This window comes from Burkholderia sp. AU32262 (genome assembly GCF_020419985.1).
Classification (GTDB): Bacteria; Pseudomonadota; Gammaproteobacteria; order Burkholderiales; family Burkholderiaceae; genus Burkholderia; species Burkholderia semiarida.
The window spans coordinates 32,922-52,242 of record NZ_JAIZRS010000006.1; the positions used below are offsets into that span (position 1 = coordinate 32,922).

17 protein-coding genes and 1 riboswitch are annotated in these 19,321 nt (G+C 66.9%); of the genes, 8 read left to right on the forward strand and 9 right to left on the reverse strand.

What is annotated here, in order from left to right; all coding sequences use genetic code 11:
- Positions 1-27 precede the first annotated feature (27 nt).
- A complete protein-coding gene (gene ftsH, locus LGN10_RS08735) occupies positions 28-2,004 on the reverse strand; it encodes an ATP-dependent zinc metalloprotease FtsH (RefSeq protein WP_226222844.1) in 1,977 nt (658 codons plus the stop codon).
- Positions 2,005-2,477: 473 nt separating this feature from the next.
- Between ftsH and LGN10_RS08740 the strand changes: the two genes are divergently transcribed.
- Positions 2,478-4,142 (forward strand): acid phosphatase, encoded by a 1,665-nt coding sequence (locus LGN10_RS08740; protein ID WP_226222846.1) that lies wholly within the window; start codon positions 2,478-2,480, stop codon positions 4,140-4,142.
- 98 nt (positions 4,143-4,240) lie between these two features.
- Here the strand turns inward: LGN10_RS08740 and LGN10_RS08745 are convergent, their stop codons facing one another.
- Together LGN10_RS08745 and LGN10_RS08750 are read right to left on the reverse strand one after the other, a co-directional pair.
- On the reverse strand, positions 4,241-6,106 hold the full coding sequence (locus LGN10_RS08745) for a phosphoenolpyruvate carboxykinase (GTP) (RefSeq protein WP_059639509.1): 1,866 nt from the start codon (positions 6,104-6,106) through the stop codon (positions 4,241-4,243).
- A 622-nt stretch (positions 6,107-6,728) separates the two neighbouring features.
- Positions 6,729-8,315, reverse strand: coding sequence for an isocitrate lyase (locus LGN10_RS08750; RefSeq protein WP_226222849.1), 1,587 nt, complete (start codon positions 8,313-8,315; stop codon positions 6,729-6,731).
- A gap of 403 nt (positions 8,316-8,718) precedes the next feature.
- On the opposite strand from LGN10_RS08750, the gene LGN10_RS08755 reads away from it, so the two are divergent.
- From LGN10_RS08755 to LGN10_RS08780, 6 genes are all read left to right on the forward strand, one after another.
- On the forward strand, positions 8,719-9,240 hold the full coding sequence (locus tag LGN10_RS08755) for a YbaK/prolyl-tRNA synthetase associated domain-containing protein (RefSeq protein ID WP_226222851.1): 522 nt from the start codon (positions 8,719-8,721) through the stop codon (positions 9,238-9,240).
- Positions 9,237-9,875, forward strand: coding sequence for a transcriptional regulator (locus LGN10_RS08760; protein WP_059574349.1), 639 nt, complete (start codon positions 9,237-9,239; stop codon positions 9,873-9,875). Before LGN10_RS08755 ends, LGN10_RS08760 begins: the two co-directional genes overlap by 4 nt.
- A gap of 51 nt (positions 9,876-9,926) precedes the next feature.
- Positions 9,927-10,901: a threo-3-hydroxy-L-aspartate ammonia-lyase gene (locus LGN10_RS08765; protein WP_226222853.1), complete on the forward strand. Its 975-nt coding sequence runs from the start codon at positions 9,927-9,929 to the stop codon at positions 10,899-10,901.
- A 301-nt stretch (positions 10,902-11,202) separates the two neighbouring features.
- Positions 11,203-11,396, forward strand: a riboswitch (cobalamin riboswitch).
- Positions 11,397-11,610: 214 nt separating this feature from the next.
- Positions 11,611-13,539: a TonB-dependent receptor domain-containing protein gene (locus LGN10_RS08770; protein ID WP_226222855.1), complete on the forward strand. Its 1,929-nt coding sequence runs from the start codon at positions 11,611-11,613 to the stop codon at positions 13,537-13,539.
- Positions 13,540-13,667: 128 nt separating this feature from the next.
- A complete protein-coding gene (locus tag LGN10_RS08775; protein ID WP_226222857.1) occupies positions 13,668-14,219 on the forward strand; it encodes a TetR/AcrR family transcriptional regulator in 552 nt (183 codons plus the stop codon).
- Between the two features lie 22 nt (positions 14,220-14,241).
- The gene (locus LGN10_RS08780; protein WP_226222859.1) at positions 14,242-15,243 is read left to right on the forward strand and encodes an alpha/beta hydrolase; all 1,002 of its coding nucleotides are present in this window, start codon (positions 14,242-14,244) and stop codon (positions 15,241-15,243) included.
- A 125-nt stretch (positions 15,244-15,368) separates the two neighbouring features.
- On the opposite strand, the gene LGN10_RS08785 is transcribed toward LGN10_RS08780, so the two are convergent.
- Positions 15,369-16,001 carry a LysE family translocator gene (locus LGN10_RS08785; protein WP_226222861.1) on the reverse strand — a complete coding sequence of 211 codons (633 nt, stop codon included), beginning with the start codon at positions 15,999-16,001 and terminating at the stop codon, positions 15,369-15,371.
- 116 nt (positions 16,002-16,117) lie between these two features.
- Between LGN10_RS08785 and LGN10_RS08790 the strand changes: the two genes are divergently transcribed.
- Positions 16,118-16,579: an Lrp/AsnC family transcriptional regulator gene (locus tag LGN10_RS08790; RefSeq protein ID WP_226222863.1), complete on the forward strand. Its 462-nt coding sequence runs from the start codon at positions 16,118-16,120 to the stop codon at positions 16,577-16,579.
- Between the two features lie 173 nt (positions 16,580-16,752).
- Here LGN10_RS08790 and LGN10_RS08795 read toward each other — a convergent pair whose 3' ends face one another.
- From LGN10_RS08795 to LGN10_RS33790, 5 genes are all read right to left on the reverse strand, one after another.
- Positions 16,753-17,544, reverse strand: coding sequence for a DUF2182 domain-containing protein (locus LGN10_RS08795; protein ID WP_226222865.1), 792 nt, complete (start codon positions 17,542-17,544; stop codon positions 16,753-16,755).
- Positions 17,541-18,185, reverse strand: coding sequence for a DUF1326 domain-containing protein (locus tag LGN10_RS08800; RefSeq protein ID WP_059585079.1), 645 nt, complete (start codon positions 18,183-18,185; stop codon positions 17,541-17,543). Before LGN10_RS08800 ends, LGN10_RS08795 begins: the two co-directional genes overlap by 4 nt.
- Before the next feature lie 167 nt (positions 18,186-18,352).
- Complete coding sequence (locus LGN10_RS08805; protein ID WP_059585078.1) at positions 18,353-18,652, reverse strand: hypothetical protein; 300 nt, start codon at positions 18,650-18,652, stop codon at positions 18,353-18,355.
- 78 nt (positions 18,653-18,730) lie between these two features.
- Positions 18,731-18,865 (reverse strand): hypothetical protein, encoded by a 135-nt coding sequence (locus tag LGN10_RS33495; protein WP_257220614.1) that lies wholly within the window; start codon positions 18,863-18,865, stop codon positions 18,731-18,733.
- A gap of 7 nt (positions 18,866-18,872) precedes the next feature.
- Positions 18,873-19,301 (reverse strand): hypothetical protein, encoded by a 429-nt coding sequence (locus tag LGN10_RS33790; protein ID WP_413227141.1) that lies wholly within the window; start codon positions 19,299-19,301, stop codon positions 18,873-18,875.
- Positions 19,302-19,321: the final 20 nt, after the last annotated feature.

Here is a 19,321-nt window from a genome sequence, read left to right on the forward strand (position 1 = left end):
AGACCGGAAAGAAAACGCGCGACGGCTTCATCGATCGGTTTCGTGCGGCCGGCCGTACGCGACGAAATCGCGCTCGACCGCCGACGCCTGCTCCGTTTCGATCGCACCGCCGCGCGCGCTCGTTTCGTCGCCGGGTAATACCGACGTGGCCGACGACGGTTCGATGCGCCCGTCGATCAGCGCCTGCAGCACATCGCGTTCGAGCACCTCGCATTGCAGCAGCCGTCGCGCGATGCGTTCGAGCGCGTCGCGACGTTCGCCGAGCGTCGCCGCGACCCGCGCATGCGCATCGGCCAGCAGCGTGCGCACCTCGTCGTCGATCATCCGCGCGGTATGCTCGCTGCAGCGGCCGTCGCCCGCATGCCATGCGCCGGGCAGCCCCTGGCGCGCGTCGCCGTCGTCGAACGTCGCCAGCCCGATCTTCTCGCTCATTCCATACTGCATGACCATGTGGCGCGCCATCGCGGTCGCGCGTTCGAGATCGTTCTGCGCGCCGGTCGACACATCGCCGAACACGAGTTCTTCCGCCACGCGCCCGCCGAGCAGCGCGTCGATCCGGTCGAGCAGCTCGCTGCGGCGCAGGACGTAGCGATCCTCGGTGGGCACCTGCTGCGTGTAGCCGAGTGCGGCGACGCCGCGCGGAATGATCGACACCTTCTTCACCGGGTCGCAATGCGCGCGGCTTTCCGCGACGAGCGCATGGCCGGCTTCGTGATACGCGATGGTCAGCTTCTCCTGCTCGTTCATCACGCGGCTCTTGCGCTCGAGGCCCGTCAGCGCGCGGTCGATCGCCTCGTCGAAGTCGGCCATGCCGACTGCCGGCTTGCCGAGTTCGGCCGCATGCAGCGCGGCCTCGTTGACGACGTTCGCGAGATCGGCGCCGACGAAGCCCGGCGTGCGCGACGCGAGCTCGCCGAGATCGACGTCGGCCGCGAGCTTCACGCGCTTCACGTGCACGCCGAGGATCTGGCGGCGGCCGTTCACGTCCGGCCGGTCGATCGCGATGTGGCGATCGAAACGCCCCGGCCTCAGCAGTGCAGGATCGAGGATCTCGGGCCGGTTCGTCGCGGCCATGATGATCACGCCGGAGCCGGCCTGGAAACCGTCCATCTCGACCAGCAACTGGTTGAGCGTCTGTTCGCGTTCGTCGTTGCCCGACATCGGGCCGACGCCGCGCACCTTGCCGAGCGCATCGAGCTCGTCGACGAACACGATGCACGGCGCCTTCTGCTGCGCCTGCTCGAAGAGGTCGCGCACGCGCGCGGCGCCCACGCCGACGAACATCTCGACGAACGCCGAGCCGCTGATCGAGAAGAACGGCACGGCCGCCTCGCCCGCCACCGCGCGCGCGAGTAGCGTCTTGCCCGTACCCGGCGCGCCGACGACGAGCACGCCTTTCGGAATCTTGCCGCCGAGCCGCTGGTAGCGGTCGGGGTTGCGCAGGAACGCGACGAGCTGCTGCAGTTCGGCCTTCGCTTCGTCGATGCCGGCGATGTCGTCGAACGTGATGCCGGTTTCCTGCTGCACGTACACGCGCGCGCGGCTCTTGCCCATGCCGGTGAAGTCCTGCAGCCCGCCGCGCTTGCGCAGCATCATGTTCCATACGAACACGAGCAGCATCAGCGGCAGCAGCCACGACGCGAGCGATGTGAGCCAGCCGGTGTCGGGCGTGCCGTGATAGCGGATGCCGGCGGCGGTCAGCGTGTCGATCAGGTGCTCGTCGGTCACGCGGCTGGTCGTGAAGCGCCACGGCGCGCCGGCCTGCCGCACGACCGCGGCATCGGACGCAGGCAGGATCGTGCCGGCCTGCGGCATCTTCAGCGTGCCCGAGATCGACGCCGGGCCGACCTCGAGATCGTCGACGAGCCGCGCCGCGACGAGCCGGTGGAAATCGCTGTATGCGATCGGCGCCGACGTCGGGCGCAGCATCAGCAACTGCGCGGCGAACAGCACGAAGAAGCCCGCCGCGATCAGCAATCCCGGGTAGTCGAATTTCCTGTCCATGGCATCGGGCCGGCCCTGCCTGTTGCGCGGCGTGCGCTCACGCCGGCACGCGCGCGCATCCGGTATGCGGCCGCGGCAGCCATGCGAAAACGGCATGCATCCGCGCCATCGTCGCCTCGCTGTGTCGCGTCGTTCGTCGCATCGATCCCGCCTCGGCAACCCCATCGGCCGGCGTCGCCGGGCGGCCCTCGCCCGGGCGGCACGCCGCGACGCACCGCCCCTGGTTCAAGTCTAGTTCGCGCACGGACGTCGCGCATCGCTCGCCGTGCGAGCGTCGAATCGTCAGACGAACGGCTTTCATCCGCCCCCTTGCCGCGTTATAGTCGCGTGCATGACATTTTCGTGACAGCCGCAGTGCGCCGCCTCGCACGATGCCGGCCGTTGCATTTTTTCGCCCTGCGTCGCGTCAGTCCGCGCGATGCCGGCGCGCATCGAACGACCACACCCACCCGCCCACCCGAGGAGCCCACGACGTGAACGACACCCCCGATCGCCCCGACGACCTTCCCGCCGATCCCGACCGCCGCCGTGTGCTCGGCGGCCTCGCCGCGATCGGCGCCGGTGTCGCGCTCGCCGGCTGCGAAACCACCGCGGGCAACGCGCCGCGTTCGGCCGCCGACCTGCGCATCGACGAAGCGTTGCGCCAGCGCGTGCGCCACATCGTCGTGATCTATGCGGAAAACCGCAGCTTCGCGAACCTGTACGGCGATTTCCCCGGCGTGCGCTACCCGCTGAGCGAAGTGCGCCCCGAGCACGCGCAACAGCTCGATCGCGACGGCAAGACGCCGCTGCCGGTGCTGCCGAAGATCTGGGGCGGGCTCGTGCCGCAGGCGCAGGAGGTGGACGGCAAGCGCTACTCGATCGCCGAGCGCGACATCGACAAGCTGCCGAACGCGCCGTTCCGGATTACCGACGCGCAGGGCCAGCCGCTGCCGAACGGCGTGATCACGCGCGACCTGTGGCATCGCTTCTACCAGAACCAGATGCAGATCGCGGGCGGGCGCAACAACCAGTTCGCCGCGTGGGCCGATTCGGGCGGCCTCGTGATGGGTCATTACCGCAATTCGGCCGACACGCTGCGGCTGTGGAATCTCGCACGGCAATACACGCTGTGCGACAACTTCTTCATGGCGGCCTTCGGCGGCTCGTGGATGAACCACATGTTCCTGATCTCCGCGCAGCCGCCGCTGTATCCGGACGCGCACAAGCATCCGCATGCGGCGAAGCTGTTGTCGAAGGTCGAAGGCGACGATCCGGCCGGCACGCGCCTGAAGCTCGCCGACGATTCGCCCGCGTCCGCGCTCGACGGCCCGCCGAAGTTCGCGGTCGACGGCCCGCTGACGCCGGACGGGTACGGCGTGAACACGATGGCGCCGCCGTACCAGCCGAGCTACGTGCCGCCGCCCGATCCGGGCAACGCCGCGTATGCGGATCCGGCCGACCATCGCGTGATGCCGCCGCAGGGCTATGCGACGATCGGCGACCGCCTGTCGGAGAAGAACATCGACTGGGCGTGGTACAGCGGCGCGTGGCAGTACGCGCTCGACCATCGCGACACCGGCACGGTGCCCGACTTCCAGTACCACCACCAGCCGTTCAACTACTTCGCGAACTACGCGCCCGGCACCGAAGCCCGCCGCAAGCATTTGCGCGACGCGGGGCTCGGCGACGAACCGTCGACCAACCACTTCATCGCCGACATCGACGCGGGGCGCCTGCCGGCCGTCACGTTCTACAAGCCGCAGGGCAACCTGAACATGCACGCGGGCTATGCGGACATCGAATCGGGCGACCGACACATCGCGACCGTGATCGACCATATCCGGCGCGGGCCGCAATGGGAACACACCGTGATCGTGATGACGCACGACGAGAACGGCGGCTGGTGGGATCACGTCGCGCCGCCGGTCGGCGATCGCTGGGGCCCCGGCTCGCGGATCCCGGCGCTCGTGATCTCGCCGTTCGCGAAAAAGGGCTTCGTCGATCACACGCTGTACGACACGAACTCGATCCTGCGCTTCATCAGCCGCGTGCACGGCCTCGCGCCGCTCGACGGCGTGGTCCGGCGCGACAACGCGTTCGCCGCGCGTGGCGCGACGCCGCCGGGCGATCTGACGAACGCGCTCGATCTCGGCTGACAACCGGTCGATCGCGTGAAACGACGACGCCCCGGGCCAAGCGACGGTGGCCCGGGGCGTTCATACCGCTTCCAGAGCGGTGACGTCGATGCTGCTCGTCAGCCGCCGATACGCTGCTCGATCCTCTTCATCGTGTCGGTCATCTCGGCGGGCAAGCGCAGCTTCAGCATGTCGAACAGCGCCGCGTGCAGCTTCAGTTCCTCGCGCCATTCGTCCGCGTTCATCGACGTCACCGCATCGAATTGCTCGCGCGTGAAATCGAGGCCGTCCCAGTGCAGGTCCTCATACGCAGGCGACACGCCGAACGCATGCTCGCCGCCACCGCCCGTGCCTTCGAGACGATCGAGCATCCACTTCAGCACGCGCATGTTCTCGCCGAAGCCCGGCCACACGAACTTGCCGTTCGCATCCTTGCGGAACCAGTTCACGCAATAGATCTTCGGCAGCGTCGCGCCGGCGGCTTCGAGCTGCCGGCCGAGTTTGAGCCAGTGCGCGAAATAATCGCTGACGTTGTAGCCGCAGAACGGCAGCATCGCGAACGGATCGCGGCGCACGACGCCCTGCTCGCCAACGGCTGCCGCGGTCGTCTCGGAGCCCATCGTCGCGGCCATGTACACGCCTTCGACCCAGTCGCGCGCTTCCGTGACGAGCGGCACCGTCGTCGAGCGGCGGCCGCCGAAGATGAACGCGTCGATCGGCACGCCGGCCGGGTTTTCCCAGTCGTCGTCGATCGACGGGCACTGGGCGGCCGGCGCGGTGAAGCGCGAATTCGGATGCGCGGCCTTGCGGCCGGTTTCCTTGCCAATCTCGGGCGTCCACGGATTGCCCTGCCAGTCGGTCAGCTTCGCGGGCGGCGTGTCGGTCAGCCCTTCCCACCACACGTCGCCGTCTTCCGTCAGCGCGACGTTCGTGAAGATCACGTTTTCCTTCAGCGTGGCGATTGCGTTCGGGTTGGTCTTCACGCCGGTACCCGGCGCCACGCCGAAGAAACCGGCTTCCGGGTTGATCGCATACAGGCGGCCGTCGCGGCCCGGCTTCAGCCACGCGATGTCGTCGCCGATCGTCGTGACCTTCCAGCCGTCGAAGCCCTGCGGCGGGATCAGCATCGCGAAGTTGGTCTTGCCGCACGCGGACGGGAACGCGGCCGCGACGTGATACTTCTTGCCGGCCGGCGACGTCACGCCGAGGATCAGCATGTGTTCCGCGAGCCAGCCCTGATCGCGGCCCATCGTCGACGCGATGCGCAGTGCGAAGCACTTCTTGCCGAGCAGCGCATTGCCGCCGTAGCCCGAGCCGAAGCTCCAGATCTCGCGCGTTTCGGGAAAGTGCACGATGTACTTCACCGGATTGCACGGCCACGGCACGTCCTGCTGGCCGGCTTCGAGCGGATGGCCGACGCTGTGCACGCATGGCACGAAATCGCCGTCCTCGCCGAGCACGTCGTACACGTCGCGCCCCATGCGCGTCATGATCCGCATGTTCACCGCGACGTACGGGCTGTCGGACAACTCGACGCCGACGTGCGCGATCGGCGAGCCGAGCGGGCCCATCGAGAACGGCACGACGTACAGCGTGCGGCCGCGCATCGCGCCGCGGAACAGACCGTTGAGCGTCTCGCGCATTTCGGCCGGATCGATCCAGTTGTTGGTCGGGCCGACGTCGTCGCGCGAAGCCGCGCAGATGAACGTGCGATCCTCCACGCGCGCGACGTCAGACGGATCGGATTGCGCGAGATACGAGTTCGGGCGTTTCGCCGGGTTCAGGCGCGTGAGCGTGCCCTGGTCGACCATCGCCTGGCACAGCGCGTCGTATTCTTCCTGCGAACCGTCACACCACACGACGCGCTCGGGCTCCGTGAGCGCCGCGATGCGCGATACCCAGTCGATCAGCTCGCGATGCTTGACGAAGGCCGGCGGAGCGATCAGCGGGCCATGTGTTGCTTCGGCCAAAGTGTTTTGCGACATGGGGATGTCTCCAGATTATTGGGCGGGGGATGGGGGATGCGGGGTGAACCCGCGAGATGGGAATGCGTGCGGAGCGCAGGGAGCGGCAGCGCGCAGCAGAACGGGACGCGCGAGCGGAGCGCGCGTCGATGCCGCGATGCGGGCGAGAGAAGGTGATGTCTCGTATATAAGCGTGCGAACGCGAGTTTCGCCATGCAAGCAACCTGCCATACAACTCCATGTCGGCCAGCATACCATCGCCGTTATTGGGCGGGCGTTGCGTTGCAGCAAGAAACCCGCTGCGCCGGCTCGCCGGCATGCGCGTTGCAGGCAGGTTCTTTTTACGGCGTCGTCGCACACCCTTTGGGGACGAAACGCGTGTGATGACCGCCCTGCAAGGGTTTCGCACGAGCGGCAATTTCAACCTGCCGCTTGGGCAAACGAACAACGCGAACACACGCCGTGCGAATCAGCGTTTTCGCTACTCAGGCAAACCCTGAATCAGTTGCGTACACAAACATCCTGTTCGAATCGCGATAGACGCCCCCGCTCGAAACGAGGTGCCGGGCAATCACGCGCTCCACGCGTCGAATGAAAAAAAGCCAACCCGTCACGGATTGGCTTTCTGCCGCGGATATGACGATTACGCGAACTGGTTCATCGTGTTGTCCTTGCCCGCTGCCTTCAGCGCCGCTTCGCCGCTGAAGTATTCCTTGTGATCGTCGCCGATGTCCGAACCGGACATGTTCTGGTGCTTCACGCACGCGATGCCCTGACGGATTTCCTTGCGCTGCACGCCGGCCACGTAGCCGAGCATGCCCTGGTCGCCGAAGTATTCCTTGGCCAGGTTGTCGGTCGACAGCGCGGCCGTGTGGTACGTCGGCAGCGTGATCAGATGGTGGAAGATGCCTGCTTCACGCGATGCATCGGCCTGGAACGTACGGATCTTCTCGTCGGCGAGCTTGGCCAGTTCGGTGTCGTCGTATTCGACGCTCATCAGTTGCGCACGGTCGTAAGCCGACACGTCCTTGCCTTCGGCCTTCATCGCGTCGTAGGCCTGCTGACGGAAATTCAGCGTCCAGTTGAACGACGGGCTGTTGTTGTACACCAGCTTCGCGTTCGGGATCACCTTGCGGATCTCGCTGACCATGCCGCCGATCTGCGCGATATGCGGCTTTTCGGTTTCGATCCACAGCAGGTCGGCGCCGTTCTGCAGCGACGTGATGCAGTCGAGCACGCAACGCGCTTCGCCCGTGCCGGCGCGGAACTGGAACAGGTTGCTCGGCAGGCGCTTCGGACGCAGCAGCTTGCCGTCGCGCTTGATGACGACGTCACCGTTGCCCAGCTGATCGGCCGACAGCTCCTCGCAGTCGAGGAACGAGTTGTATTGATCGCCCAGGTCGCCCGGCTGGTTCGTCACGGCGATCTGCTTGGTCAGGCCGGCGCCCAGCGAATCGGTACGCGCGACGATGATGCCGTCGTCCACGCCCAGCTCCAGGAACGCGTAGCGAATCGCGCGGATCTTCGCGAGGAAGTCCTCGTGCAGCACCGTGACCTTGCCGTCCTGATGGCCGCACTGCTTCTCGTCCGACACCTGGTTCTCGATCTGGATGCAGCACGCACCCGCTTCGATGAACTGCTTGGCCAGCAGGTAGGTCGCCTCCGCGTTGCCGAAGCCCGCGTCGATGTCGGCGATGATCGGCACGACGTGCGTGACGTGGTTGTCGATCTTTTCCTGGATCGCGGCCTTGGCAGCCGGGTCCTTCGCCGCATCCAGCTCGCGGAACAGGCCGCCCAGCTCACGGGCGTCGGCCTGGCGCAGGAACGTGTACAGCTCGCGGATCAGCGCGCTGACCGAGGTCTTTTCGTGCATCGACTGGTCCGGCAGCGGGCCGAACTCCGAGCGCAGCGCGGCGACCATCCAGCCCGACAGATACAGGTAGCGGCGTTCGGTGCTGTTGAAGTGCTTCTTGATCGAGATCATCTTCTGCTGGCCGATGAAGCCGTGCCAGCAACCCAGCGACTGCGTGTACTTGGACGGATCGGCGTCGTACGCGGCCATGTCGGCGCGCATGATCTTCGCGGTGTACTTCGCGATGTCCAGGCCGGTCTTGAACTTGTTCTGGGCACGCATGCGGGCCGCATACTCGGGGCTGATGGCGTTCCACGCGCTGCCGTGGTTTTCCTTCAAGCCAGCCACTGCCTTGATGTCGTCTTGATATTGGGACATGTCTATCTCCTGGGAACGAAGCGCATTTGAGTAAAGAGTTCAGCGTGCCCGCCGCGTGTGACGAAGCGAACTGCATGGACTCAATAGTAATCCCGCCCGGCAACATTTCGGTCAAGTCTTATATAAGACATAAGATATAAATTTTTGTTGTTTTTCAATGAGATAGCCACGCGTTTTTGCGATGCAAAACACGGTTTCAAGCGGCGGTAAAACGCCGCGGCGGGAAGCCGATGCGAATTCCGCGATATGAAATCTCCTTTCGGCTGCTGGAGAACGGGCCGCGCGGGCAAGGCCGGACAGCGACGACTGCTCTCCCCTTTGTCATGGCTGCGACAAAACGTCTATACTTGGACAATTCTTTGATTCACGCGCGTCTGCGCCTCTGCCTGCCTCCCGGAGCGCCATGAACGACTCTCCCGTTTTCGACACGCTTTGCGACCTGCTGACTACCGCCGGCGCGCGTTTCCGCGTGCTCGAGCATCCGGCGGAAGGCAAATCCGACGCGATCGCCGCGCTGCGCGGCACGCGCCCCGAACAGGGCGCGAAGGCGATGCTCTGCACGTTCAAGGACGGCGGCGACGCCACCGCGCTCGCGGTGATTCCCGGCCACCTGAAGATCGACTTCCGCAAGGTCGCCGATGCGGTCGGCCGGCGCAAGGCGACGCTCGCCTCGCCCGACCTCGCGGCCGCCGTCACGCGCTGCGTGATGGGCGCCGTGCCGCCGTTCGTATTCGATGCGAACGTGACGCTCGTCGTCGATCCGGCGCTGGTCGAGCGCAACGCCGAGATCGCGTTCAACGCGGGCCGCCTCGACCGCTCGGTCGTGCTCGACACGGCCGACTACGTCCGGATCGCGCGCCCGCTGCTGGCCAACATCACGCGCCCCGAGACGACGGACGCGCCCGCCCCGCAGGAGCACGCATGAGCACGAACCGCAAACCGCTGCTGTCGGAGCAGGCATCGCTGATCGAGCAGGTGCAGCGCATCGCCGAAGGGCTCGGCGAGATGTTCGCGCCGTTCACCGAGGTCGTCGTGCACGACCTGCGCACGCCCGAGCACGCGATCCTCGCGATTCACAACAACCTGTCCGGGCGCGCGGTCGGCGACCCGGCGACCGAACTCGGCCTCGCGCGCATCGCCGACGACGATTTCCCGCAGGTGCTCGCGAACTATCCGAACCGCTTCGCCGACGGCCGCACTGCGAAAAGCACGTCGATCGGCATCAAGGATTCGACCGGGCGCTACGTGGCCGCGCTGTGCCTGAATGCCGACGTCACGCTGTTCCGCGGCTTCCAGGGCATGCTGAGCCAGTTCTGCCGCACGGACGGCGAAGCCGTCGTCGAAACGCTCGACCCGGCCGGCGCGGACGCGATCCGGCAGCGCATCGACGCCTTCGCGACACGCCTCGCGACGACGCCGCGCGAGCTGAAGACCGACCAGCGCCGCGAGCTGATGCACACGCTGAAGGCGGACGGCTTCCTCGAGGTGCGCCGCGCGATGGAAATCGTGTCGCAGCATCTCGGCGTGTCGCGCGCCACCGTCTACAACGATGCGAAGTGACGCGGCGCGCCCCGCATTCCAATTGACTGACTTTTTCGACCCCGAGCGACCATGAATTCTCCGACTCTCCCCACGTACGACGACGTCGCCGCCGCCGCGGCCCGGCTCGAAGGCCATGCGCACCGCACGCCGGTGATGACGTCGCGGACGATCGACGACGCGCTCGGCGCGCAGGTGTTCTTCAAGTGCGAGAACCTGCAGCGCATGGGCGCGTTCAAGTTCCGCGGCGCGTTCAACGCGCTGTCGCGCTTCGACGCGGAACAGCGCCGCCACGGCGTCGTCGCGTTCTCGTCGGGCAACCATGCGCAGGCGATCGCGCTGTCGGCGCGCATCCTCGGCATTCCCGCGACGATCGTGATGCCGCAGGACGCGCCGGCCGCGAAGATGGCCGCGACGCGCGGCTACGGCGGCAACGTCGTGACCTACGACCGCTACACCGAGGATCGCGAGCAGATCGGGCGCGAGCTCGCGGAAAAGCACGGGCTCACGCTGGTTCCGCCCTACGATCACCCGGACGTGATCGCCGGCCAGGGTACCGCGGCCAAGGAACTGTTCGACGAAGTCGGCCCGCTCGACGCGGTGTTCACGCCGCTCGGCGGCGGCGGGCTGCTGTCGGGCACCTCGCTCGCCACGCGCGCGCTGTCGGCGCAAGCGAAGCTGTACGGCGTCGAGCCCGAAGCCGGCAACGACGCGCAGCAATCGTTCCGGTCCGGCACGATCGTGCACATCGACACGCCGCGCACGATCGCCGACGGCGCGCAGACGCAGCACGTCGGCAACCTCACGTTCCCGATCCTGCGCCGCGACGTCGACGACATCCTGACCGCGACGGATGCGGAACTGGTCGACTGCATGCGCTTCTTCGCCACGCGCATGAAGCTCGTCGTCGAGCCGACCGGCTGCCTGGCGTTCGCCGCGGTGCGACGGATGAAGGACGCGCTGCAGGGCAAGCGCGTCGGCGTGGTGATCAGCGGCGGCAACGTCGATCTCGAGAACTTCTGCGCGCTGGTGTCGGCACCGGCCTGAGCGTCACGGCGCGCATGAAGATCCTGTCATGCGCGCACCGCCCCGCCTCCACGTCGCGCCAGGTTTCGCGCCGCGGACTGATTACGTCGTCGTCCCGAAGTCGGTCTGAAGGCGTCTTCATGAATACGCGCGCGATCGCCGCCGCCCGGGCGCGACGGCATGCGTTGGAACCCGACCATTTCTTCAGACCTGAAACGCCGCCCGGGCACCTCGAACGCAAGCATCCGGAAAGCCGACACCGGGTAATGACGTTTTTTCGCATCCGCGCGCCCGGACGATTGACGTGCCCGACCGCGCGCCATTACCCTTGCGCGCTGATGGTTCCCAGGGATGGGATCAAAAGGGAACGCAGGCGAGGCGACGTCTCGAATCTGCGGCTGCCCCCGCAACTGTGAGCGGCGAATCCGTGCCACCGCATGCCACTGGGAAACCGGGAAGGCCCGCACGGATGGCGACCCGCGAGCCAGGAGACCTGCCATCGACCCGAGGTCCAGCAGCCGCACCGGGCGGGGTGTCCCGATGTGCAAGCACCGCCGTTGGCGGCCGCCCGTTGCATGGACGACCCGACCTCAGGATCCGTCAGATGTCCATCGTTCCCGAATCCGCTTCCCGGCCGGAAGCGTCGCCCCGACGCGCCGTCGGCATGCATCCCCTGCCGGCCCCCGGCTCACGATCGCCGTACACGTCACACGCTTTGTCCCGCTGTCTCATGAACCTTCGTCACCTGCTTGCCACGTCCGCCGCCACCGCGCTGCTTTCCCCGCTCGCCCATGCGGCCGGCGACGCGGCGCCTGCGCAGCCCGCGGCACCGGCGTCAGCCGCGGACCTGCCCGCGATCAGCGTGACCGACACGCGGCACCTGCCCGAATCGTTCGACCGGCGCTATGCGTCGACGCAGGTGCTCACGCGCGAGGATCTCGACCGGCTGTCGCCGGCCGACCCGAGCATCACGCAGGCGCTCGCGACGCTGCCGGGCGTGACCGTCTCGCAAAACGGCGGGCCCGGCTCGTCCGCGTCGGTCAGCATCCGCGGCTCGTCGGCGAGCCAGGTCGCGGTGTTCATCGACGGCATCCGGATCGGCTCGCCGACCACCGGCATCGCGCCGTGGGCCGACCTGCCGACCGAAGCGTTCGAGCGCGTCGAGGTAATCTCCGGCCCGGCCGCCGCATCGTTCGGCAACAACGCGATGGGCGGCGTCGTGCAGCTCTTCACGCGCCGCGCCGCCGACCAGCCGAACCAGACCACCGTGTCGTTCGGCGGCGGTTCGAACAAGACGTTCGACACGCAGTTCCGCACGTCGGGCACGGTGCCGTCGACCGGGCCGCTGGCCGCGCTCGGCGGGCTCACCTATTCGCTCGGGCTGCACGACTACAACACGGCCGGCATCGATGCGACGCGGCCTTTCTTCTACGGCCACGAAGATGGCCGCAATCCGTATCACGCGCAGGATCTCGACGCGCGGCTCGGCTATGCGCGCGACAACTGGTCGATCTCGACGTTCGCGCTGTACCACCGCTCCGATCTGTCCTACGACAACAGCGGCTACGCGAATCGCGAGCGCGATCACCAGTTGACGACCGGCGTCGCATTCCATCTCGACATCACGCCCGATACGCAATTCGACCAGTCGTTCGGCTATGCGAACGATCGCCAGTTCATCTACGCGGACAACCCGGCCCTCGCGACGGACCAGATCAATTCGCAGCGCATCAGCACGTCGACGTCGCTGACCCATCAGGCGCACGGTTTCCACCTGTTCGGGCTGCCGCTGTCGGGCGAATCGAAGCTCGCGTACGACTTCACGCGCGAACAGGCGTTCCTGCCGGTCGACATTCCCGGCGGCGTGCCGACGCGCAACGATTCCGCGTTCTCGCTGCACCAGTCGGCGACGCTCGGCAACGTGACGATGTTCGTCGCCGGCCGTCACGAGATCATCGCCGGGCAAGCGGTGAACACCGGCAACGCCGCGCTGTCGTGGGCGATCACGCCGGTCTACACGGCGCGCGTGTCGTACGGCAACGCGTTCCGCCTGCCGACGTTCAACGACCTGTACTACCCCGGCTACGGCAATCCGAGCCTCAGCCCGGAACGCAGCACGTCGGTCGAGGCCGCGCTCGACGCGAACACGGCGTACGGCATGTTCACCGCGGCGATCTACGACACGCGCGTCAACAACCTGATCGCGTACAACCCGGCGACGTTCTCGCCGATGAACATCGGCCGTTCGCACATTCGGGGCATCGACCTGTCGTACAAGGGAACGATCGGCCGCTCGACGCCGGTGAGCGTCGCGGTCGGCATCCTGAATCCGCAGGACGAGACCAACCAGACCTGGCTCAGCCGCCGGCCGCGCCAGACGGTCAGCCTGAACGTCGACCACACGTGGGACGAACTGAAGCTGCACGCGCTGAGCACAGGCGCGTCGCTGCTGTACGGCGGCTCGACGTTCGACGACCCGGCCAACCGGCAGTATCTGGCGTCGTACCTGACGGTGAGCCTGCGCGCGTCGTACCGGATCAATTCGCACCTGACGGTGTCGGCGTCGCTGTCGAACCTGTTCGACCGGCAATATATGACCGCGTACGGCTACAACACACTCGGGCGCACCGCGTTCGGCAAGGTCAGCTATACGTTCTGACGGCCCCACGCACTGGAGCGACGCACCACACCGGCACGCGCGGAAAATTGACAGCGCGGCAAAAGCTAATAGAATTAGTTCTTTGACTAACCTGCATAGCATTCGTCATGGCGCGTGCCGGCATTACCGTGGACAAGCTCGTCGAAGCCGGCGCGCAGCTCGCCGATGAAACCGGCTTCGAGCAACTCACCGGCGCAGCGCTCGCGCGGCATTTCGACGTCAAGCTGGCGAGCCTGTATTCCCATGTCGCGAGCTTCGACGATCTCAAGAGCCGGATCGCGCTGTTCGCGCTGCAGGAGCTGGCCGAGCGCGCCGCCGACGCGCTGGCCGGCCGCACCGGCAAGGACGCGCTGGTCGCGCTCGCCAACGTCTATCGCGACTACGCACGTGCGCATCCGGGCCGCTTCGCGGCCGCGCGCCATCCGGTGAGCGGCGGGCGCGCCACCGCAAGCGCGGGCGGGCAACTCGTCAGGATGACGGCGGCGGTGCTGCGCAGCTACGGCTTGCCCGATAGCGAACAGGCGCATGCGATCCGCCTGCTCGGCGGTTTCTTCATGGGCTACGTGACGCTCGAAAGCGCCGGCGGCTTCTCGCACAGCGCGCCGGATTCGGACGTGTCGTGGGCACGCAGCCTCGATGCGCTCGACGTGATGCTGCGCCACTGGCCTTCGGCCGCCTGACGTACCGAACGGAATCCAAGCAATGAAAGACAAACCCGACGGCGTCGTGCTGCCGAGCCGTGTCGTGCCCTTCCCGACCTCGATCAGCGACGAAGCACGCGCCGCGCTGCAACGCGTGACCGGCGACGACGGGGTGCCGCTGAATGCGTTGCACGTGATGCCGGCGCCGGACGACATCGACGCATGGATGCGCGTGAAGGCCGGTGCCGACGCGCATTACACGGCCGCGGTCGAGCAACTCGCCGGCTATTTGCGCTCGAGCGTCGAGACGATCCGCGTCGGCGATGCGGACGTGCATGTCGCGACACCCGACGCCGCGGCTTCCGGCGCCTGCGCCTACATCGATCTGCATGGCGGCGCGCTGGTCGTCGGCGGCGGCGCCGCGTGCCGCGCCGGCGCGCAGATGCAGGCCGACCGGCTCGGCATCCGCTGCTACGGCGTCGACTACCGGATGCCGCCGGAACACCCGTATCCGGCCGCGCTCGACGATTGCATCGCCGCCTATGCTTACGTGCTGGCGCGTCACGCACCGGAAAACGTCGTCATCGGCGGCCGCTCCGCCGGCGGCAATCTCGCCGCCGCGATGGTGCTGCGTGCCCGCGACGAAGGCTTGCCGCTGCCTGCCGCGCTCGTGCTGCTGTCGCCGGAAGCCGACCTGACCGAATCCGGCGACAGCTTCGAGACCAACCGGCTCGTCGATGTCGTGCTGCCGGCGCCGCTGATGGCGAACAACCTGCTCTACGCGAACGGCGCCGATCTCGCGCATCCGTACCTGTCGCCGCTCTTCGGCGATTTCGCCGCCGGCTTCCCGCCGACCTTCATCCAGAGCGGCACGCGCGACCTGTTCCTGTCGAACGCGGTGCGCCTGCATCGCGCGTTGCGGCGCGCGCATGTGCCGACGGAGCTGCACGTGTTCGAGGGCATGCCGCACGGCGGGTTCATGGGCGCGCCGGAGGACATCGAGCTGAGCCAGGAAATCGCGCGCTTCGTGCACGCGCACTTGAATCCGCACGGATCGAATTGAGCCGGCGATCGACGGGCAAGCACACAAGGACGACATCGGCATCGGCGGGATCGCCGGCTCCCCGGATCGAATGCGGCAAATCTGGCGGGTGACGCGAGCCGGTCACCCCGCGCCGCGCCGTGCACCTAGATCAGCCCGCGCACGCCCGCGGCGAGCTGGATCGCGCCGAATACCGCGACGACGGCCGCCGACGCGCGCGACAGCCCGTGCATGAACGCGAACGACAGCTTCGTGCGCAGCGCGGCGGTCGCGCTGCTCAGGCACAGCCACCACGTGGCCGAGCCGACGAACACGCCGGCGACCATCCACGCCACCGTCGCCCACATCGCGCCTGCCCGTGCACCCGGCAGCGGGCCGAGCGCCGCGAAGATCCCGACGAACGACACGATCGTCATCGGGTTCGACAGCGTGAGGCCGAACGTCGTCAGGAAATCGCGCAGGACGGTCGTCCGCGGCAAGTCGCGTGGCCCGGCCGGTGCGGCCGGCGCCTGGCGCGCGATGGTCCACGCGAGCCACACGAGAAACGCGCCGCCGCCGATTTTCAGGCCGACGGTCAGCATCGGAAATGCGGTGACGATGCCCGCGACGCCCAGCGCGCCGAGCAGGCCGTAAATCGCGTCGGCGCACGCGGCGCCGATGCCCGTCGCGAATCCCGCCTGGAAACCGCGGCTCAGGCTGCGCTGAATGCACAGCATGCCGATCGGGCCGACCGGCACCGCGATCGACAGCCCCATCACGACGGATTTGATGAACAGCATCGCCTGCTCCTTGCGACATCCGGTGGATCGAACAGGCATCGTAGGGAAAGTCCCGCCGTCGCTGAATGGGGTTTTTAAGGAAAAATGGCGGCTCTACCTTAAAAACGCCCGCCGCGATGGACGATCTGGACTGGAAGATACTGGCGCTGTTGCAGGACAACGGGCGCATCAGCTATACGGAGCTCGCGCGCCAGGTTCACCTGTCGGTGCCGGCGGTGACGGAGCGCGTGAAGCGTCTTGAAGCAGCCGGCGTGGTCGAAGGCTACACGGCCCGGATCAATCCGTCCGCGGCCGGCTATCCGGTGAACGCGCTGATCGGCATTACGGTGCCGCAACCGGCGAAAGCGAAGTTCCTCAAGCTGCTGGAGACGATTCCCGAAGTCGTCGAATGCCATCACGTGACGGGCGCGGATTCGTATGTGATGCGGTTCGTCGCCGTCAGCATGGCCCATCTCGAACAGTTGATCGAACGCATCAACCTGTACGGCGAAACGCGCACGTCGATCGTGATGTCGACGCCGCTGCCGGCGCGCGGGCTGGCACGGCCCGCGGCAAGGGCCGATATCGTCAGGAAATGAACGGGCGCGGACCGCCCCGCCGCCCGCGGCGGCTCCGGGACCGTTGACCACGGTCGCCGGTGTGGCACCGACGATACGGGCGACCATGCCGGAAATCGGCGCTGCGCTGGCCCTCGGTTACGTAGCACGTGCAGAGAAAAACCGACGGCGTCGCTCCGTGCACGCGCCGCACCTCACACGATCAACGTCACACCGGCCCACGCGATCAGCACGACACCCAGCACACGGCCGATACGATCGCCGCCGGGCAGGACCTTTTCCACGAACACGAACAGCGACAACGCGACGATCCACACGACGTTCATCACGCCGCCGACGAACAGCAGCGCCATCAGCAGCCAGCAGCAGCCCACGCAAACCGCACCATGCCGCGCGCCCAGCAGGAAACTGCCGGCAACGCCCGGGCGCCAGTGCGCGACCAGGAACGCAGCGGGCGCGCGGCATTGCCGCAGACACGCGCGTTTCAGCGGGGAGAATTGATAGAGCCCGGCCAGCGCCAGCACGATGGCGGAAAGGAGCGAGCTCTTCGACCACAGCATCATCGCGGAGATCACGCCGGCCGGCTGCAGCAGCGCCTGAAGCAGCGCTGCGCCGATCGAGAACGCCAGCCACGTCGTCAGATAGCCGGCCAGCAGCGCCACGGACGTGAACGCCGATCCCGCCGCCCCGTCGCCTTGCTGCCGCAGCACGCGCCGGTACAGCATCACGAGCGGCGCGGCGCCGGGTGTCATCATCGCGATCATCATCACCCACCACATCGCGATCACGGTCGGCAGCGACGGATCCATGCTGCCCATGCCGTCCGCCAGCCGATGCGGAAACAGCGCGACGGCCGTCATCTCCCGCGCCGACATGCCGGTTCCCGCACCCGTCCACAGATAGAACCAGCACAGGCCGACGAGCGCGGCCATGCCGAGCAGCGTGACGACTCGCTCGCGCGCGAGCCAGGTATCGACCGGCGTCATGCCGCGGCGCGATGCCGAACCAGCCCGTGGTTGTTCAGATGCAGCCGCGCGAATTGCGCATAGGTTCCGTCGAGATTCAGCGCGATGTTGCCCTGCGAGCGCCCCGTGCCCGAACCGATCTCGGCCAGCTCGTATTCGAAACCGTGCGGCAGGTCGATCCGCACGCGGTGCTCGTCACCGGTCACCGGATTGCGGATGGGTTCGCCGGCCGCGTCGAACACACCGTCCACGTGGATCCGGCCGCGCCGCGCATCGACATCGACGTCGAAATCGATCTTCGTGAAGATCGGCTCGAACGCGTGCTCGAGCGTCGACGCATACACGGAAAACATCGTCGCGAATGGATCGGTATCCTGACCGGTCATGATCTTCAACACGGCGTCGCGCTGCGCCGGACTGGCGCGCTCGTCGACGACCGGCTGGCACTTGCCGTGGCCTTCGTGAACGGCGCCCGGCCACTGGAACACCACCGCGATCCTGACGCCGTCGAGCACCACGTCGCCGTAATGTCCGCTGTCGATCGAAATCGCCCCCATCGCTTCGCAGTTGCCGTTGGTCGGCAGCGCATTGAACTGGCAAGGGCAACCGTATGAGCAATTGCAACTGATCATTTCGGTACCCTGAATCTCCCACGGCGTCATGGCTCCACCTCGCGCTCTGAAACAAACGAACGCTTCGAATCTAGTGCACGCAATGGGGGAAAGCAACGCGGTCATGGCGGCGTGAAAACCCTGCGTTCCGGCCTCACGTAAGACGTTTCGGGAGGCGCTCGCCGGGCTGTGCCGAGAGCCGTCGCGTCACCCCGTTCTCACACGAACAGCGACGCGACGATCGCACACCACACCGCACCCGCGCCGCACAGAAACACGCGTCGCGCGACGAACATTCGCGACTCGTCGTCGGACGTTTTCATCGGCGATGTTGCGAGAAACGGCACGCTGGCGAGGCACGCGAAACCCGCCAGCGCGGGCACGATCACGACGAAGTCGCCGAATCGCCAGGGCAGCGCCTCGTGCAATCCCCAGTAGCCGAGAAACAGCATGCCCATCGAGAACATCGTCGCCGCGGCCGAGCTGAGCGCGACCACCGATCCTGTCGGAAATTGCACGTGAACCTCCCCTCGCGCAGTGCGCGATGCGACGCCTGTCGCCGAAGATCGCCACGATGTCGCCCGACGGCCGCGGAATCAGGCGTTCGTTTCGGGCCCGAATGCGTCGAGCGCGCCGGCTTCGCTCGCGAGCCCATGCGCGTTGTCACGAATTGACAGATTCGATCCGGTCGAGCGGGATGTCGAGCCTGCTTGATCGAGCAGCACGTGCATGACGTCGCTAACCCGGCTTCTTCGCGCCCTGCGCAACGGAAATCCACCCGACCACCGCCGCGGCGACCCAGCAACAGGTGATCATCAGGTCCAGATCCATCCAGCCCTCGAAATTCGTGCTGTTTTCGAAACTGCAGCGCTGATGGCCCCTGACCCACATGCAGCCGCTGATCAACTGCTGGACGTGCATGTAGACGCTGTACACGGCAACGGCCGAAGCGATGACGGCGACCCGCAGGCTTATGCTCTTTTTCATTGACGCTGAAGGCGTGGGATGATCTCGCGACGATCTTAAGCCAATGGCGAGGCGCGACGCAATCGATCCGGTATCGGCGCCGGTGGTGTACGCGGTGTCATGCATGCAATCGGCCGCGTACGGCGAAATCGTCGCCACGGAGTCGTTGCGCGCGATCGAGCCGGTCACGCTCGGAAACATCGACGCATTCGCTGAAGCAC

Excerpts from the sequence above, each read along its gene's own strand:
- ftsH (WP_226222844.1), bottom strand. The coding sequence starts at position 2,004 with ATGGACAGGAAATTCGACTACCCGGGATTGCTGATCGCGGCGGGCTTC.
- LGN10_RS08745 (WP_059639509.1), bottom strand. The coding sequence starts at position 6,106 with ATGTCGCAAAACACTTTGGCCGAAGCAACACATGGCCCGCTGATCGCT.
- LGN10_RS08750 (WP_226222849.1), bottom strand. The coding sequence starts at position 8,315 with ATGTCCCAATATCAAGACGACATCAAGGCAGTGGCTGGCTTGAAGGAA.
- LGN10_RS08755 (WP_226222851.1), top strand. The coding sequence starts at position 8,719 with ATGAACGACTCTCCCGTTTTCGACACGCTTTGCGACCTGCTGACTACC.
- LGN10_RS08760 (WP_059574349.1), top strand. The coding sequence starts at position 9,237 with ATGAGCACGAACCGCAAACCGCTGCTGTCGGAGCAGGCATCGCTGATC.
- LGN10_RS08765 (WP_226222853.1), top strand. The coding sequence starts at position 9,927 with ATGAATTCTCCGACTCTCCCCACGTACGACGACGTCGCCGCCGCCGCG.
- LGN10_RS08770 (WP_226222855.1), top strand. The coding sequence starts at position 11,611 with ATGAACCTTCGTCACCTGCTTGCCACGTCCGCCGCCACCGCGCTGCTT.
- LGN10_RS08780 (WP_226222859.1), top strand. The coding sequence starts at position 14,242 with ATGAAAGACAAACCCGACGGCGTCGTGCTGCCGAGCCGTGTCGTGCCC.
- LGN10_RS08785 (WP_226222861.1), bottom strand. The coding sequence starts at position 16,001 with ATGCTGTTCATCAAATCCGTCGTGATGGGGCTGTCGATCGCGGTGCCG.
- LGN10_RS08790 (WP_226222863.1), top strand. The coding sequence starts at position 16,118 with ATGGACGATCTGGACTGGAAGATACTGGCGCTGTTGCAGGACAACGGG.
- LGN10_RS08795 (WP_226222865.1), bottom strand. The coding sequence starts at position 17,544 with ATGACGCCGGTCGATACCTGGCTCGCGCGCGAGCGAGTCGTCACGCTG.
- LGN10_RS08800 (WP_059585079.1), bottom strand. The coding sequence starts at position 18,185 with ATGACGCCGTGGGAGATTCAGGGTACCGAAATGATCAGTTGCAATTGC.
- LGN10_RS33495 (WP_257220614.1), bottom strand. The coding sequence starts at position 18,865 with ATGCACGTGCTGCTCGATCAAGCAGGCTCGACATCCCGCTCGACCGGA.
- LGN10_RS33790 (WP_413227141.1), bottom strand. The coding sequence starts at position 19,301 with ATGTTTCCGAGCGTGACCGGCTCGATCGCGCGCAACGACTCCGTGGCG.